Here is a 15,374-nt window from a genome sequence, read left to right as displayed (position 1 = left end):
ATCGTCAATTGCCAGACCTGCGTAGTTTAAAGTCCTCGCGCAACCTCTCGGTGGCGGGCGCGTTTGTGCGCAATGGCTGCATCGATTGGAGGGATGCCAACGCTTCCAGGGATAAGCGCGGACATCGCGAAGCGCACTGCGGTGCGTTGGCTCGCGGTGTGCTCATCCTTGGGAGTGTGTTCCAGCTGCGCAGGCGTCCAGTCGGCGCTCGATCCGGCTGGTGAGGAAGCGCACCAGATCGCTCAACTGTTCTGGCTCATGGCCACTGTTGGTGGTTCTATCTGGCTGGTGGTCGTGGCCCTTCTCGTCCACGCGACGCGCCGCGAGCGCGGCCCCATAGGCGAACATACCGCAGGCCAGCTAATCTTCTGGGGCGGCGCGGCCATTCCTTCGCTTCTCCTATTTCTGCTGCTTGGCTATGCGCTTTGGCTGATGCCGGGTCTCCGGCCTTTCGCTCGAGCCGGCGAAGCCGGCGGTCTCAGGATCGAGGTGACTGGTGAGCAATTCTGGTGGAGGGTCGCCTACCGCCCGGCAGACGGCGGAGCTCCTATTCTTTCCGCCAACGAGATCAGGCTGCCGGTTGGCGAGCGCGTCGAGTTCCTGCTGACGAGCACCGACGTCATCCATTCCTTCTGGATTCCCGCGCTGGGCGGCAAGATGGACATGATCCCGGGTCGCACGAACCGACTCTCGCTGCTGGCGACCAAGCCTGGCACCTACTGCGGTCCTTGCGCGGAATATTGCGGCACCTCGCACGCGCTGATGGCCTTCACCGCCGTCGCCATGGAGCCGGCTGCCTTCCGCGAATGGCTAGCTGCGCGGGCAAACCACTACCGTTACCGCCGTAAGACCTGGCTCGACGCTACGGACGATGCTCATGCGACCCACCCTCAAGGACGCCAACGACATCCGATCTTGATCCTCAGCTTGAACGAAATCAATTCGATGTCCGAAACCGTGTCGAACTGGCTGAAGGAATGGTTGATGAAACCGTCGTAGCGAGAGCCTAAGTATCGCCCCACCGTTCCCCATCGCGGCAGTTGAGAAGGTTGACCAAGTCGTCGGCCTCTTCGATGGGCATGTCGATCAAGGGGACGCCCATCTCGACAACCGGCAGCCCCGTGAACACGTCGATGATGTCCCACGTGCCCTCGGGCGTCTTCTCTATATCGTATCGCTCTGTCATTGGGTTGGATGGCGGCAGAATATTGATCGCGTTTAGCCGGTTATCGCTCGTTTGTGCTCCCGGGATATGGCTGCTGCTTGGCTTGGCCGAGCACCTCAAGCAATGAAGCAAGGGGCTGCGGCAATTCTGGGTCGACAGGCAGATTTAGCACGGCGTGCAAGGGCCGACGATGGTCTTCGGAACGAATCAGTTGCTGCACGGCTTTGGCAACAGACTGCTGTCCTGTTCTGTCCAAATCTGACATGTCTGGGAGTCCAAAGGGTTTGGGCCGAAACTCAGCCAGGACAAAATGGTTCCGAACCATACGCCACGCAATCAGCTCAGCGAAGTTCAGATTTGTTCGCCCCGTGTAGAGTTAGCAATGCTTTCGCTCGCGTCTTGAGCCTGTGGGGCCGAACGGGCCGGTGCCCTGTTCGGCCTCAATGCGATACCGATCCGCCACGCGCCGGCGGGCCCAAGACCGGACGCCGGATCGATAGAAATTTGCGCGATGGAGATGGTCGCCTGGCTGTCAGGGGCGCCGCACTCTGATCAACCGGCCCCGATAATCGCCGCGTACGTCCCCGGCATTAATAATGGTGCGGAGGAGGAGAAGCGAGACGAGATCATTCCCTACCTCCCAAATCTCATGGGGACCTCCGACCCAGAACTACAGCAGGAACGAACTGACTCTTTGCCTGGCAAGCAATTCGCGCTGCCAGCGCGATCTTGAAAGGGCAAGGTCAATCACTGTTGGGCGGGATCCTTGCGCCATCGATGACGTTCGAACAAGCACGCTCCCGGTCCCGCCCGATTTGGGCTGAACCGGTTCGGAACATTGACGGCAGTCGATCGAGCTAGAGTGCGATGCCCTTTAAAAGCAAGTGGACGGACGGCAGGAGCCAGAGTCGAGGGGGGCTTTTCTGTCTCGAACATTCAGATCTTTCGACTGGCCAGCAGCCTTGTCAGCCAGTCAGGATCTGTCCGGCGTAGGCTGGTGGTCAAACATCGGCCGGCCCGCGCCATCGGTCCCTCTGTGGCGTGGGCTTTTTAGTTCCAGCCGGAACAATCCGCCGCCTCAAGGTTTGATGCTGTGGCGCACCGACATGGTTCCAAATCCTAGGGCGCCGCCTCGGTACGTACAACTCCGGTGAACGCGGCCGGAGCGGCTTTTTCGTCCCAGACCGGAAAGGCTATTCCACGGGTCTTGTCAGCTAGGTGGTAGCCGAACTGATTGCACTCCGCCGCATGGACCCGGCAGCGTCGACTACACCAGCCGAACTTCAGATAGATCTTAGCGACGGCGCGGCGCTCCAAATCCTCACAAGGAGTGCGGCGGTCTTGCCAGTGCCCGCGATGGGGTAGGCCACCGCACCTATGAGTGCCATTCCGTTCTCCCGACGGGAGGCCCCAGCATGGTTGTCAATCTGCTTGACGCCTCGCGTCAAGCAGATTGATTAGGGGCAGTGCGGTCTGCGTAACGACGGAAATGCCGGAACCTAAGCAACTAGGGCCGCCCAACATAGCGCGCCCTGTCGCGCTCGATATCATCAGGGCTGTAAGCTGGAGCATCTGGATCAAACTCGCTCCAGCCGCCGGCCTCGTAATCCCGGCGTCGTTCAACGATGTCGACCGAACGCTCCGTACCGAGTATGGGCTCGGCCTCCGGAACGAGTTCGTCTGGGACTTTGGCGGTCACCAATGTGCCGCCACGCCTCACGCTTTCGGCGTAGACGTGAGCATCGCGTTCGGGCACTCCGGACTCAGTAAGGGCGCCGATGATCCCTCCGGCTGCGCCTCCCACTAAGGCACCCGCTGCCGCTCCGGCCGCTGTCGCGGCGAGCCACCCGGCTGCGACGACAGGGCCGACGCCTGGGATGGCCATAATGCCAAGGCCGGTCAGCAGGCCCCCGGCTCCCCCGATTGCTGCACCCAGACCGGCGCCGCCGGCTGCATCGTCAGCAACTTCGGATGGTTCCTCTTCGTACCAATCGGTAGCGTTGTTGGCCACGAGACTGATGTCAGCCGAAGGGATTCCAATCGCTTCCAGTTCGCTCACCGCGTCCGAGGCATCATCATAGTTATCAAAGAGGCCGGTAAGAGTTTTCATTTTTCTTCTCCCTGTCTATGTTTAGTTGGTGCCAGCAAACACGTTGCCCTGATAGTCGAGGGCGACGTTTGTAGAATTCCCGTCCTTGTCGGTCGCTTGGCCGCGCCAAATCCCCTGGTCGTCTTTCGCCAGCTTCGACACATTCGAGTACCCGGCGGTCTCGATTCGGCTTTTAGCCTGGTCCTCGGTAAAGCTGTTTGCGCCTGGCACCGGAGAAGCTGGGGGTTGTGTATTTGTAGTCTTTACCGCCGGCGTTGTAGCCTCGGAGGCCGCCGACGCGCCTGCCGATGCATCGATCTTGTCGATCATCTCCTTGTGCATTTTCAGGGTGGGTAAAGTCTCTTGGGCAAACGTCTTTAGCGCTGCGTTGTCCCCGTCTGCTGCGTAGCTCTCGAATAGGGTCACAGCATCGGAGTGTGCCTCCTGCTGGATTGTCACATACGGCTGATCCAGGGGAGACTGGGAAGCCTTCAGCTTATCCAGATCCCCCTTGTGCTTTGCGTCAAGCTCAGACGGGACCGTCAGTTTCTGCTCGGTAGCGATAGACTGCAGCTTTGAGTTGGCGGCGTCGTGATCGACGATCATTTTCTGGGCAAAATCCTTGACCCGTTGATCGGTGACTTTGTCCTGAGCAAGCTTGCTGGTATCGACTTCGAAGATGCCCCCTATGGCCGCTTTCGTCACAAAATCCTGCGCGGAGTCAGCCGCGAAGGCGGGAAAGACAATCATGGCAGCGACTGCCGTCAGGGAGGATAACCCGGGGCTTGTTCTCATTGCATTGATCCCTTGGATTTGTGTTGATGGTGGACGAATAATCTGAATCCCAGCACTTTGTTCCGACGCGAGCCCGGAGCGCCGTCGGCTCGGCCTTCATCACCTTGAACAGGGACTTGCGCGAAAGACTCTGGAAGCGCGTCTAGGAGCACACGCCGCTTTGCAAAACATCCCGTTTGCCTTACCCTCCGTTGGCTTGAGGATTAACGGACTCCTGCCGGAATTATGCCGCTGCGCCCCACTCTGGGTGCGGAGCCTCGCCCGCCACGATGGCTGGCGTCTACAAAAGCCGCAGGATAGCCAACCACGTTGGAAACACGGTTTGGCAGGTCAACTCGGCAACGCCGTGACGCTCCTCTTCGGCGGATCGAAATGCCGAGCCAAGCTGCCTCAGATGGATTCTGCAATGTCTTCGACTGGCGGCGGAACAAGTTTCCGCCAGTCGGGTTATCGAACGCCTCCATTTTTCGGAGGTGAGCTTCCAACCCCAGCGGGAGACCAATCATGGCGACGACAAAAAAGTCCGCGATGGCGGCAAGCAACAAAGGTCTCGAGGACCTATTCCTCGACGGATTGAAAGACCTCTACTACGCCGAAAAGAAGATATTGAAGGCGTTGCCGAAAATGGCCAAGGGCGCGGAGTCGCAGGAGGTAGCGGCCGCTTTCGAGAAACATCGTCTCGAAACCGAGGGCCAGGTCGAGCGCCTCGAGGAAATTTTCGAGATCTTCGGCAAGGCCGCTCGCGGCAAGACCTGTCCTGCGATTGACGGTATCCTCGAAGAAGGTGCGGAGATCCTCGAAGACTATGAAGGCGTGCCCGCACTCGACGCCGGGCTCGTCGCTGCCGCGCAGGCAGTTGAGCACTACGAGATAGCGAGGTACGGAACTTTGGCTGCTTGGGCCGAGCAACTCGGAAAGAGCAACGTCGTCGACCTCCTCAATGCTACGCTCAAGGAAGAGGTCGCGACCGACGAAGCGCTTACCGGTCTCGGCGAGGGCGGCGTCAACGAACGTGCTCTCCAAAAAGCCGCGTAACCTCCATCGCTTACCGGCTGCGGGGCTTCAGCGGAATTCTTTGCTGGGCCCCGCTCTGGCGATTTCTCTAACCGATCTGCTCGAACGTGCATTGCTGAGGTTGCTTGTCGGGCCGCCAACGCAACAACTTGGTGCCATGCCGGAAACGGTCGCCGGTCACGTGATCGAAACGAACTTCCACGACCAACTCAGGCTTCAAAGGCTCCCAATTGACGCTGCGTTCCGTGCTCCAGCGGCTCGGTCCGCCCGGCGCCTTGCCCGTGAAACCCGGTTCGGCACGAAGGCTTTCCAACCGTCTTGTAAGGGCGGGCCTTGTCTCGTTGTCGATGGTCGACGTGAAGCCGACATGGTCGAGCTTGCCCTCTTCGTCGTAGAGCCCAAGCAAGAGAGAGCCGACTTCACGACGCTCGGCCAAGTAGCGAAATCCTCCGACGACGCAATCTGCCGTACGCATTCTTTTCACCTTGATCATCGCGCGCTCCCCAGGCCGGTAGGCATCGCCAAGCAGCTTGGCGACGACGCCGTCAGTCGAACCATCGCCGGCGTCCTTCAGCCATCGTGCGGCGGTCGCCGCATTGCGGGTAAATTTCGAAAGATGAAGCTCAGGGCGCCGCGATGAGGCGAGAAGGCTTCCAGCGCATCTCGCCTGTCGAGGAGCGGGTGTTCGATCATCACTTCGCCGCCTGGCGCAGCCAGCATGTCGAAAAGAACAAATGTGCCAGGCGTCTCCGAGCTCAGTTTGCGGATCCTGCTTTCGGCGGGGTGAAGACGCGCCTGCAGAGCTTCAAACGAAAATGCGCCACCGACGTCTATGACGATTTCGCCGTCGATGACGAATTGTTTCGCCAGTGGTCGCAACGCCGTGACGAGTTCCGGAAAGTACCGGCCAAGTGGTTTGCCCGACTTGGCGCGCAACTCGACTGCATCGCCGTCCCTTGAAAGCCAGACAACGGAACCCATCCCACTTCGGTTCGAATTGCCAAAGACCGGGATCGTCTGGGAGACGCTCGAGGAGCTTGGCTTCCATGGGCCGGATGTCGAGCGGCAGGGCAAATGCGCTCATGACCGAGGCCTGGGGCAAGTCGGCTGAATCGGACCAAACAGCGGACTAATGTTCGTTCTCAGCGGAATCGTTCTCTACCTCGTCCAGCAAGTCGAGAGCGGCGTTGCGGGCTGCCTCGCTCTCGCCCCGAAGCCGTTTTGCCACCGGGATAAGTCTGAAAGCCTGCTGCAGTTTCCGCTCTGTCGCCGCAGCGTGTGGATGAAGGCTGACCGCTGCTTCCTTTGCCAATTTCCTCGCTTGCAAATCAGTCCCGACGTCGTCTTTCAACGCCCTGCGGATCCTTGAGAGTTGCTTTGCCATGGCCGACGTTATGCTCTTTTGCGCGAACGCGCGGACGACTTGGCGCGGGTTGCAGCTTTGCCGCCTTCCTGAGCGAGACTGTTGCGCAAGATGGAAGTGAGGTCGACAACGTTGGTCTTTGGCCTGGGCGCCGGCTTCGGCGGTTTCTTGCCCTTGCGCTTCGCGTCGATCATGGCAATCAGCGCGTTTTCGTAAGTATCCTCGAACTTCGACGGGTCGAATTTGGCCGGCTTCTTTTCGATCAGCAGCTCGGCGATTTCCGCCATTTCCGGATCGACCTTGCGGGCCTTCAGATCCTTGAAGACGGTCTCGGCGGAGATCATTTCGTCGTGGGTGCGCAACTCCGTCAAAAGCATCCCTTTGCCGAAGGGCTGGATAAGGACCTCCCGGCCGCGCTGATAGAGAACCACACAGGAACGTGCAGCGACCTTTTTCCTGGCCATGGCGTCACGGATCACAGCAAAGGCTTCGAGCGAAGCGCCATCGGCGGGGACAAGGTAGTAGGGCTTTTCCAGATAGCGTGTGTCGATATCAGCAATCGAGACGAACTCGTCGACCTCAAGCGTGTGCTGCGACACCAGCTTGATTTTCTTGATCTCGTCCGGCTCGATGTGGATGAATTCATCCTTTTCGGCCTCAAATCCCTTGATCTGGTCCTCCGCGTCGACGATGTCTCCGGTCTCTTCGTCGACATAGGCACTCTTCACCGGGAGCCCGTCCTTTCGGTTCAGGATTCTAAAATGGATCTTCTCGGCCTCGGTGACGGCGCCGACGATCTTGACACCGCATGACACCGATCCGATCTTCAGGAAGCCCTTCCAAGCAGCTCGTGCCGTAGCCATTTTCGTCATCCCGTTGACCAGCTAATCTCACGATCGAACGGGCGGCGTCGGAATTCGTTCCTCATCAGATACAGCGTTGGACTTAATCGGAGAAACAGGTGGCACAGCGATCGGGAAGTGCTGATCTTCCGCTTCATGGCGGACGCCTCCCGAAATGGCTCGGTGATCGCATGACGCGCCTTGTCGCGGTCATGTGCGAGGCCATCATCCATCACTACGGCCGCGACGAGTTGCTGCGTCGCCTGGCGCATCCTTTCTGGTTCCAGTCTTTCGGTGCCGTCATGGGCATGGACTGGCATTCCTCGGGGATCACGACCAGCGTCGTCGGCGCCCTGAAACGCGGCTTGACGCCGCTCTCCGGCGAGCTTGGCATCCATGTCTGCGGCGGCCGTGGCGCGCATTCGCGCAAAACTCCGCATGAGCTTGCCGCGATTGGCGAACGCGTTGGCTTCGACGGGGAGGGATTGGGGACCGCCAGCCGGCTCGTCGCCAAAGTAGACAGTGCCGCCGTTCAGGACGGCTTCGATCACTATCTGCATGGGTTCATTGTCACCGACGATGGGAGCTGGGTCGTTGTGCAGCAAGGCATGAACGGCGACAGCAGGGTCGCGCGACGCTATCACTGGCTGTCCGAGGGCCTGAAAAGCTTCGTCGACGAACCGCATGCCGCAATCGAGGGTGCCAACCAGGGCGAGATCGTTAACCTGGCCGATAGGCGCGCCGATGCTTCGCGCCAGGGACAGTTGGAACTTCTGCGCGATCTTGGGCCGGACCGGATTGTGAGAGAGCTTTCCGCCCTGGAGCGCGGCACTGTGGCTGCCCCGGAACAGCCGATGCTGCCGCATCTGGTCATGCCGGCGCACCATGATGTGCGCGAATGCGATGTCGTCATGCGTCGCCTGCATGGCAATATCGTAGCGGCCGCGGATCGTGGCCCGGCAGACTTCGCCGACCTTCTGCTGGTCCCCGGCGTAGGCGCGCGCACGGTGAGGGCACTGGCGCTGGTTGCCGAGGTCCTGCACGGCGCGCCGTGCCGATTTTCCGACCCCGGGCGCTTCTCGCTGACGCATGGCGGCAAGGACAGGCATCCGTTCCCGGTGCCGCTCGAGGTCTATGACGAAACGATCGGCGTGCTCAAATCGGCGGTGCAAAAGGCCAAGCTCGGGCACGAGGAAGAGATCGGCGCGCTGAAGAGACTGGACCAGCAGTCGCGGCAGGTCGAACGATATGCCACCGGTCCCAGCCTGAAGGAGATCGTTGCCGGCGAATTCGACCAATCGCATCTGCTCGGCGGCCGCAGCGTGTTCGGATGGGAAAAGGCGCCAGCGGCGACGGCTCGGAACCCCGGAGAGGGAAGAACCTGAAAGCCTGTGATCCGGCGGGCCATCTCTCTACCAGATCGATCAGGCCATGCCCAGGCCGCTTCCTGCGTCGACGATCTGGCTAGACTTCGTCGAACCGGCTGCCTTCCTTTGAGGGATCACGAGACAGCGCGCGCTCTTCGTCATCGTCGGGCAAGGCTTCATCACTGTTCTGATAGGAGTTGTCGTCGTCTTCTTCCGGAAGAATTCCTTCTGTTTCCCGAGTGTCCGACGCGCCGTTTTCCACCGCGACACTGTCTGGAAGAACCTTGTTGCCCTCAAGGGCATCCCAATCCTGTTGCTCGATGGTAGGAGCCTCGGTCTCGTCCTGCTGCGCGGATCTTTGCTTGTTGCGCGGTTCCATCTTGCTCTCCAATTCTGCGGTTCCTTGCGGTTAGCTTGTTGAATGAAACCACCTAGCCGATCGGTTGTTCCGTGACAGCATTCGGGAACGATGCCCGCTGTTGAATGGACGCGCTATCTGACGGCTCGCGCTAAGCGCGGAACGGTAGGGCTTCGACCGATGGTCGCCGTCCGTCCCCTTGGGACCGTTTGACACGGCATGTGAGGGCTGCTCGTCGGCATGGGCCCAGCCGTCGTCGTCAGCCATGGGAGTATACATTCTTGTGAACCGACCCGGCGCCGGAACCCAAGCCTCGGGGCTGGTGATGCACTCGTGGCTGCGGTGCAATTGGCATACCAGCCGCGCAGATTTTCGGGCTGTCGACCCAAGCGGCATGGCTTCCGCGGGCTAACCATAAGCATCCCAGGTCGAAGTCCGGCGTTGATGGGATACTGTAGCCGTTACGCGGCAACGAAAGCCCCTCTAGGCCGTTTCCTTTTCCAGACTTCAACTACTCGCCGGCGTCCGAAAGGCGGATCCTTTTATCACCCTTAAGTGCTCCGGATAGGCGATGCGCAGATTTTCTTCTCCAATCTATGTGAAGACCGACCGAGGAGGCTTGCGCCATGCGGTTGATCACGTTCAAGGAGCCGCCAAGGAACTCCCCAAATGGACGAGACGTGGCCCCCGGTGGCATAAGGCAATGACCCTTTGCCAGTCGGCTCTTGAGGGTGATCCGATCGACCCGCAGATAATCAGGAAGGCTTTCGAGGCTGCAGCCAAGGAGGCTAAGATGTTGGTCTCATCCGACTAAAATGAGAACGGGCCCTGTCGCAACATCGGGAGCAGGCATTTCGGGGTTCAAACCCGCCCGCTCGACGTAGCTCCCGTGAATCCTTGCGCCAGCCGTTTGCGCAGAGTTGGCCGGAGTTGAAACCCTCTCGTGGTTCACGCTCGGTCATTTGGCTGCTCCGAAGCAACTTCGCCGCCCGATCGGCGTTGGAGCATTCGAAGGGATGTTCAACGTGGAGGATCTTCATTGAGAATCTTCTTCGACTCCGCTTGCAGAAGTTGGCAACGCGCTCGAAATCGACTCTCAAGCTCGCTTTGCGGGCCGTCATGAGCCCACCGAATGCTCAAGAATCCTGTCGCGATAGGTCCCCAGAATGGTGACTCAGCGACCCTTAACAGGAGCCGACCATGAAACACCAGACACTAGACCACCTGCAAGCAATTGCGGACGTTAAGCTCGAGGCGCCAACCCCGAAGATGACCAGGACGCAACGGATCAAGCGCTGGGCAGAGCTCCTTGAGGCACAGCCTGCGCGATGCCTGGGAATGTTCGTTGGCACGGAATACCTGCTTCCCCAGGCCCGCCAGATCGCACGGGCTGCAGGCTCGCCGATTACGGTCGCTTTCGAAGATCCTTTACTGCGTGCTGCAGGTCTCCAGAATGACACTTACGGAGAGGCAAAACGCTTCTTCGAACTGGCCGACTGGCAGTTGCACGACATAGTCTGCAGTTGTCATGCCGGGACAACCACAAAAGGAAAATCAGCCGCCGCGACGGTGCGCCGGGTGCTCAGCGGGCGCAGGTTCCTGGTTTGGTTGAGATACGTGCTCATTCATTGAGAGAATTCGCATTGGGGTCGGTGGCGATTGAACCCCTTAAGGACGCAGTCGCCACCGAGCATGGGCTATGAAAACCGCTCGCCCGTCATACTTCGTCTACACCCCGCCAGTATTGGGCTTGCCATTCCTGGCTGTCATTCTGGCACCGGATGGAACGGTGACGGCCCGTCCGGTTCGGCACTGCCGAGGAAGTCGCCGCTCTCAACAAATTGACGGTCACTGCCGAGCGTCCCGGCAAGTCAAGCATCGCTAATCGACCGCAGGGCTGCCACATAGACAGATCCAGCGGTCCACTATGATCAGCGAAGCAGCTCGGCCGAATCGGAATTCGCCCCGAGATAGCTGGTCGTGAAAGCAACGCTGCAATCGACCGGCTCGGTAACGCACCGCACCTCTAGGCTAAGCCTTTTGCTTTTGGCTACGGTATCTGCTCGCTGGGGGCGCGGCTGAGCCTGATCAGTTAGTGACAGCACTGGTGGGTCGCAAACTGCCCTCGCCATGATCAAGCGGGGCGCTGGCCTCACGTTGTCATCGCCAAGGTGGCAACCAAACTAAAGTTGCGACCGAAGCCTGCTGGCTAGCCAGTCAGTGAATTTTTCCTGCATGGGGCGCGATTCCCAATCCTCCAGACTTACCTGCCTGGAACGATGAAGATCTTGTTTGAACAAGTCGATTTGCGTTCTTGCGAAATCCCTGCCGTAGACGTTTAGAGTGGCTTCATCGTTCAGTCTCAAAGAGCGCTCGTCTAGGTTGGCGGAACCAAAGCTCGTCCAGACGTCGTCAACTATCAAGAGCTTGGGATGGTACATCGTCGGCTGAAACTCGAAAATTCGTACACCGGCTTTGAGCAAGTCTCCCCAAAAGTAGCGTGAGGCCTTTCGGACCAAGGGTACATCGGTCAGCGCATTGGGAACAATTACATCGACCATAACCCCTCGTTTCCTGGCGTCCAAAATCTGCTGGAGGGCGATGTCGTCCGGCACGAAATAAGCCATTCCGATACGCAAATGATCTTTGGCGGCAGCTATCGCCGCCAACATCATCAGTTGCATGTTCTCTGAGCCGTTTGGCTGCGAAGACAGGATCAACTGAGCTGCAAGCGCACCCGGAGCTTCGGGTGGTGGATAGAACTTTTCCCCCTGCAATGTCTCACCTGTCGTCTCTAACCAATTCTCGGCGAACGCTGCTTGGAAAGCAGGCACCGCGGGTCCTTCCACCCGGTAGTGCGTGTCGCGCCACTCATTTGCGTTGCGCGCGTTTCCGCGCCAGTTGTCGGCAATGCCGACGCCACCGGTAAATGCCAACCGCCCGTCAACGATGAGGAGCTTGCGATGGGTCCGATTGTTTACACGGTCCAACGTATACCAATGCACCGGTCGGTAGCGCTCGAATCTCACGCCGGCTCTTGTCATGATGTGAATCAGATCTTCATCGAATGGAAGGCTCCCCACCCAATCAATAAGTACCCGGACCTCGACACCTTCTGTGGCTTTTGTCGCCAACGCGGTCGCGAAATCGTAGCCTACGGTACCCGACCAATAGATATAGGTTTCCATATCAATGGTGGAACGTGCCTTACCGATCGCTTCCAGCATTGAAGGAAAAATCTCGTCTCCGTTGACGAGAGTCTGCACCGCGTTTGAATTGGATATCTGTCCTTGCGAATAACTGCTCATGGTCCTGACAAATTGGGGATCTGACGCGTCGAAACGGTGGGGAACAATCGTCCGCAAAACGCGTGGCTCAGGAGTCAGGTTTATGGCCAGTAACGTGGCCAAGCCAGCGATGACCGCAACGGCCATATATTTGAGACTTATAAGAGAACGGCCGAACTTTCGGCCGAACATCATCATTTCCCCACCATCAAGATGGCGAGGATCAGCGCCACCAGTAATGCCGCGGGAGGAGAGGTCGACATGCCGATTGAGACAAGCGCGTTCGGGATCGGACGATTTGCCATCATCAAGAACTTTCCACTGTGCCGCGGGTTCCCCTCCCAGGCTCGTTTGCTGGAACCTTGCCGCTCGAAAGGCGGGCCTTGGCTCCATCAAAAAGGCGATGACGTCATGGTTAGGGAAGTCGACTTTTCCCCCTTTGCTCGATGCACGGCAGAGGATGTTAGACTGGCGCTCCCGCGACCGGAAGCGTCCCGCAAAATGCTGGTAGCGGCAACTCCTCCCGCGATCGCTAAACCGCTGCGGCCTGATGGCAAGGCGCGATGGCGCCGCATGTGCAAAGGTATTCGCATTTGACCATACAGCCCACCTACGGCATGGCGTAATATACCCTGGCCGGATGCTCGAGCCCTGGCGCGGCCCGTGGCTTGGTCAAGAGATTGCTACTAGTGGCAGAAACCTGACGGATGGTCCCAAACGCCAGAGGACCGATCCGGGGGGCCGACATCTCCCATGCGACGTGACCATTCCTCTGGAGAAGAGTAGAATACAGCCCGACCGCAGCCCCCTGCGCATCGGGCGCTGCATACCTTAGCGAACCAGGGAGGGCGATATGGGAACGGCTGCACCGAGCGTAGCCATCCGCGCGCTGGCCGAGACCGATCTGCCGGAAGCCGAAAGAATTTTCCGGCTGGCCTTTGGCACCTTCTTGGGAGCACCCGAACCAGAGACGTTCTGGTCCGACCGCGACTACGTACGCGGCCGCTGGCAGGCGCCCCACGTCGCCGCCTTCGCCGCGGAGGTGGGCGGTGAACTGGTGGGCTCCAACTTCGCAACCCTCTGGGGCAGCGTCGGCTTCTTCGGACCGTTGACGATCCGCCCCGACCTTTGGGACCGGGGCATCGGCGCGCGGCTCGTCGAGGCCGTCACGGCGAGCTTCGATGAATGGGGCACGCGGCATGCAGGCCTGTTCACCTTCGCCCAGAGCGCCAAGCACGTGGGCCTGTACCAGAAGTACGGCTACTGGGCTCGTTTCCTCACGGCCATCATGTCGGCGCCGGTCCGTCACAACCAGACCGAGCCGGTGCGCTGGTCGCGGTATTCCGATCTGACAGAGGAGCAGAGAGTGGAATGCCTGAAGTCCTGCCGTGACCTGACCGGCGCGCTTTACGACGGGCTCGACCTGGGGGCGGAAATCCAGGCCGTAGAGGCGCAGGAGCTTGGGGAGACGGTCCTGCTCGGCGATATGGCGGGTGCGGGCTTGGACGGTTTCGCCGTGTGCCACCATGGGCCGCGCAGCGAAGCAGGCGACGGTGCTTGCTTCATCAAGTTCGGGACCGTGCGTCCAGGATCGGCGGCTGGGGAGACCTTCGACAGCTTGCTGCATGCCTGCGAGGCACTTGCCGTAGCGGAGGGGATGCCCAAGCTGCTGGCCGGGGTGAACATGGCCCGCCACGAGGCGTACCGGCACTTGGTCGGGCGTGGCTTTCGAACCGAAATCCAAGGGGTCACGATGCACAGGCCCAATGAGCCGGGTTACAGTCGCGCCGGCGTCTTCGTGCTCGACGACTGGCGCTAGGGATTGCGTCCGTGTGCCTCGGTTGGTTGCGGACAACAAGGCACATTACACCCGGCAAGGTAGCGTGGCGATTCCTTCGGGATGGCAGGCTGGCATTGTCGCCGAACACCTAGTCAATTTCGGCCGATGCTAATGCTTGGCATGTCGCCCCCTTCGCCTTCTATGAGAAAGGCTCCCAGTGCGCTTATCCGGGCCTCGGCGGTTTCTTTGTCGAGCTGCAACTCGACTCTTCGTCGTCTGCCGTGATCAGCACTAAGCTGCCTTTCAACGGATTGCGCGAAATCGCATCGTCATCCTGATAATCGGCTTCCAGGGCCATCGCTACTCCTTTGCTGACGCCAGCATGCCGCAGGTTCCGCAGAAGTGCGAGCGGGAGCACAGATGTGGGGTAGCACTGCCTCGCCTTGCGTCTTTGTGCCCATCGACCTTAGGCCCTCAGTCTTGAGAGATTGCTAATCTGCGATAAGATGCGCTCTACAGTTGGTTTCTAAGTCTCGCAGGGCCGGTGCAGTTGCGGTTTGGCTAGGGTGCTGCGCCGGCCGTTAGCGCTCGCTCATGCAAATCAGTCATACGCCGGCTTGTGGAACTCGAGACTCATCCAATTTGAGGATGTACTAACCACCGCCGTTTTGCCAAGTAGCGGCGATGCTTGACCGGATAATAACCTCGCCAGCCGGCTAGCCTTGCCGGTTAGGCCCGGCGGTCAAGCCCAAGCGCCCCAGCCCCCGACCCTCGGGCCGCTGAGTATCGCCTCTATCGGTGCTGCTATGTTGGGGAAGCCCCAATCGGCCCGCGTCCTCGCTAGCCTAAGGACGCGGGCGCGACTTGGAACCTTTAGCGGCCGCTGATCTTCATTCGTTGCAACAGATTCCGCCCTCGGTGTCTGTTGAAGATTGGCACAGCACCGATCGGGCCCGCGCTTTGCGCCAGGCGCGGGCTTTATTTTACAGTGAGCCCATGTTCGGCGGAGTCTCTAACCTATCTAGCGGATACGCCTTGCTGCGAACCAAAGATCAGTTACGGGCGGGTTTCGGTTGCGACAGCTTAACCTCAAACGTCCCAGGCAGGGAGGGTTCGCCGGTCTGAAGCGCCGCGGTGGTTCTCATGTCGACAGGCGCGAGTATTACCATCCTGGCTGAATGTGGTGGCCAGATCGGCATTGCCGAGATGACGAACACGCCTCCGAGAATGCACAGGAGCAAAAGCACCGTAAGCGGTGTTCTTAGGCCACGGCCTTGAGCTCGGGCGCCGTGATGTAGGCCCAAGGCAGCAGGT

General features: G+C 59.6%; 13 protein-coding genes and 1 pseudogene. 6 read left to right on the top strand and 8 right to left on the bottom strand.

Features of this window, described 5'->3' with window-relative positions; translation table 11 throughout:
* The first annotated feature begins 72 nt into the window (after positions 1-72).
* Positions 73-999 (top strand): cytochrome c oxidase subunit II, encoded by a 927-nt coding sequence (gene coxB / locus DH08_RS32095; RefSeq protein ID WP_246801137.1) that lies wholly within the window; start codon positions 73-75, stop codon positions 997-999.
* A 1,673-nt stretch (positions 1,000-2,672) separates the two neighbouring features.
* Here coxB and DH08_RS32085 read toward each other — a convergent pair.
* Both DH08_RS32085 and DH08_RS32080 read right to left on the bottom strand, forming a co-directional pair.
* Entirely contained in the window at positions 2,673-3,275 is a 603-nt protein-coding gene (locus DH08_RS32085) for a hypothetical protein (RefSeq protein ID WP_192183241.1), read from the bottom strand.
* 21 nt (positions 3,276-3,296) lie between these two features.
* Positions 3,297-4,049, bottom strand: coding sequence for a DUF4142 domain-containing protein (locus DH08_RS32080; RefSeq protein WP_192183240.1), 753 nt, complete (start codon positions 4,047-4,049; stop codon positions 3,297-3,299).
* A gap of 504 nt (positions 4,050-4,553) precedes the next feature.
* On the opposite strand from DH08_RS32080, the gene DH08_RS32075 reads away from it, so the two are divergent.
* On the top strand, positions 4,554-5,084 hold the full coding sequence (locus DH08_RS32075; protein WP_192183239.1) for a YciE/YciF ferroxidase family protein: 531 nt from the start codon (positions 4,554-4,556) through the stop codon (positions 5,082-5,084).
* Positions 5,085-5,151: 67 nt separating this feature from the next.
* On the opposite strand, the pseudogene DH08_RS32070 reads toward DH08_RS32075, so the two are convergent.
* The 3 genes and pseudogenes from DH08_RS32070 to ku all read right to left on the bottom strand — a co-directional run bounded on the left by DH08_RS32070 (position 5,152) and on the right by ku (position 7,289).
* A pseudogene (locus tag DH08_RS32070) lies at positions 5,152-6,111 on the bottom strand (ATP-dependent DNA ligase).
* Positions 6,112-6,192: 81 nt separating this feature from the next.
* On the bottom strand, positions 6,193-6,414 hold the full coding sequence (locus DH08_RS32065) for a hypothetical protein (protein WP_192183238.1): 222 nt from the start codon (positions 6,412-6,414) through the stop codon (positions 6,193-6,195).
* Between the two features lie 41 nt (positions 6,415-6,455).
* Complete coding sequence (gene ku, locus DH08_RS32060) at positions 6,456-7,289, bottom strand: non-homologous end joining protein Ku (protein ID WP_192183237.1); 834 nt, start codon at positions 7,287-7,289, stop codon at positions 6,456-6,458.
* Between the two features lie 98 nt (positions 7,290-7,387).
* Here ku and DH08_RS32055 point away from each other — a divergent pair, with 98 nt between their 5' ends.
* Positions 7,388-8,653, top strand: a complete 1,266-nt coding sequence (locus DH08_RS32055) for a DUF763 domain-containing protein (protein WP_192183236.1) — start codon at positions 7,388-7,390, stop codon at positions 8,651-8,653.
* A gap of 79 nt (positions 8,654-8,732) precedes the next feature.
* Here the strand turns inward: DH08_RS32055 and DH08_RS32050 are convergent, their stop codons facing one another.
* Entirely contained in the window at positions 8,733-9,014 is a 282-nt protein-coding gene (locus tag DH08_RS32050) for a hypothetical protein (protein ID WP_192183235.1), read from the bottom strand.
* A gap of 550 nt (positions 9,015-9,564) precedes the next feature.
* Between DH08_RS32050 and DH08_RS32045 the strand changes: the two genes are divergently transcribed.
* Both DH08_RS32045 and DH08_RS32040 read left to right on the top strand, forming a co-directional pair.
* Positions 9,565-9,807 carry a DUF982 domain-containing protein gene (locus DH08_RS32045; protein WP_192183234.1) on the top strand — a complete coding sequence of 81 codons (243 nt, stop codon included), beginning with the start codon at positions 9,565-9,567 and terminating at the stop codon, positions 9,805-9,807.
* A gap of 386 nt (positions 9,808-10,193) precedes the next feature.
* Positions 10,194-10,625 (top strand): hypothetical protein, encoded by a 432-nt coding sequence (locus DH08_RS32040; RefSeq protein ID WP_192183233.1) that lies wholly within the window; start codon positions 10,194-10,196, stop codon positions 10,623-10,625.
* Between the two features lie 551 nt (positions 10,626-11,176).
* Here the strand turns inward: DH08_RS32040 and DH08_RS32035 are convergent.
* Entirely contained in the window at positions 11,177-12,478 is a 1,302-nt protein-coding gene (locus DH08_RS32035) for a phospholipase D-like domain-containing protein (RefSeq protein WP_192183232.1), read from the bottom strand.
* Positions 12,479-13,133: 655 nt separating this feature from the next.
* Between DH08_RS32035 and DH08_RS32030 the strand changes: the two genes are divergently transcribed.
* Positions 13,134-14,099, top strand: a complete 966-nt coding sequence (locus tag DH08_RS32030) for a GNAT family N-acetyltransferase (RefSeq protein ID WP_192183231.1) — start codon at positions 13,134-13,136, stop codon at positions 14,097-14,099.
* 184 nt (positions 14,100-14,283) lie between these two features.
* Here DH08_RS32030 and DH08_RS37010 read toward each other — a convergent pair whose 3' ends face one another.
* Complete coding sequence (locus DH08_RS37010) at positions 14,284-14,418, bottom strand: hypothetical protein (RefSeq protein WP_282595069.1); 135 nt, start codon at positions 14,416-14,418, stop codon at positions 14,284-14,286.
* Between the last annotated feature and the right edge of the window lie 956 nt (positions 14,419-15,374).

It is taken from the genome of Mesorhizobium amorphae (assembly GCF_014843845.1).
Lineage (GTDB): Bacteria > Pseudomonadota > Alphaproteobacteria > Rhizobiales > Rhizobiaceae > Mesorhizobium > Mesorhizobium amorphae_A.
Note: the sequence above shows the minus strand (reverse complement) of the source record. Positions and strands in the feature narration are given on the sequence as shown.

Excerpts from the sequence above, each read along its gene's own strand:
- ku (WP_192183237.1), bottom strand. The coding sequence starts at position 7,289 with ATGGCTACGGCACGAGCTGCTTGGAAGGGCTTCCTGAAGATCGGATCG.
- DH08_RS32050 (WP_192183235.1), bottom strand. The coding sequence starts at position 9,014 with ATGGAACCGCGCAACAAGCAAAGATCCGCGCAGCAGGACGAGACCGAG.
- DH08_RS32030 (WP_192183231.1), top strand. The coding sequence starts at position 13,134 with ATGGGAACGGCTGCACCGAGCGTAGCCATCCGCGCGCTGGCCGAGACC.
- DH08_RS32080 (WP_192183240.1), bottom strand. The coding sequence starts at position 4,049 with ATGAGAACAAGCCCCGGGTTATCCTCCCTGACGGCAGTCGCTGCCATG.
- DH08_RS32075 (WP_192183239.1), top strand. The coding sequence starts at position 4,554 with ATGGCGACGACAAAAAAGTCCGCGATGGCGGCAAGCAACAAAGGTCTC.
- DH08_RS37010 (WP_282595069.1), bottom strand. The coding sequence starts at position 14,418 with ATGGCCCTGGAAGCCGATTATCAGGATGACGATGCGATTTCGCGCAAT.
- DH08_RS32045 (WP_192183234.1), top strand. The coding sequence starts at position 9,565 with ATGCGCAGATTTTCTTCTCCAATCTATGTGAAGACCGACCGAGGAGGC.
- coxB (WP_246801137.1), top strand. The coding sequence starts at position 73 with ATGGCTGCATCGATTGGAGGGATGCCAACGCTTCCAGGGATAAGCGCG.
- DH08_RS32085 (WP_192183241.1), bottom strand. The coding sequence starts at position 3,275 with ATGAAAACTCTTACCGGCCTCTTTGATAACTATGATGATGCCTCGGAC.
- DH08_RS32035 (WP_192183232.1), bottom strand. The coding sequence starts at position 12,478 with ATGATGATGTTCGGCCGAAAGTTCGGCCGTTCTCTTATAAGTCTCAAA.
- DH08_RS32040 (WP_192183233.1), top strand. The coding sequence starts at position 10,194 with ATGAAACACCAGACACTAGACCACCTGCAAGCAATTGCGGACGTTAAG.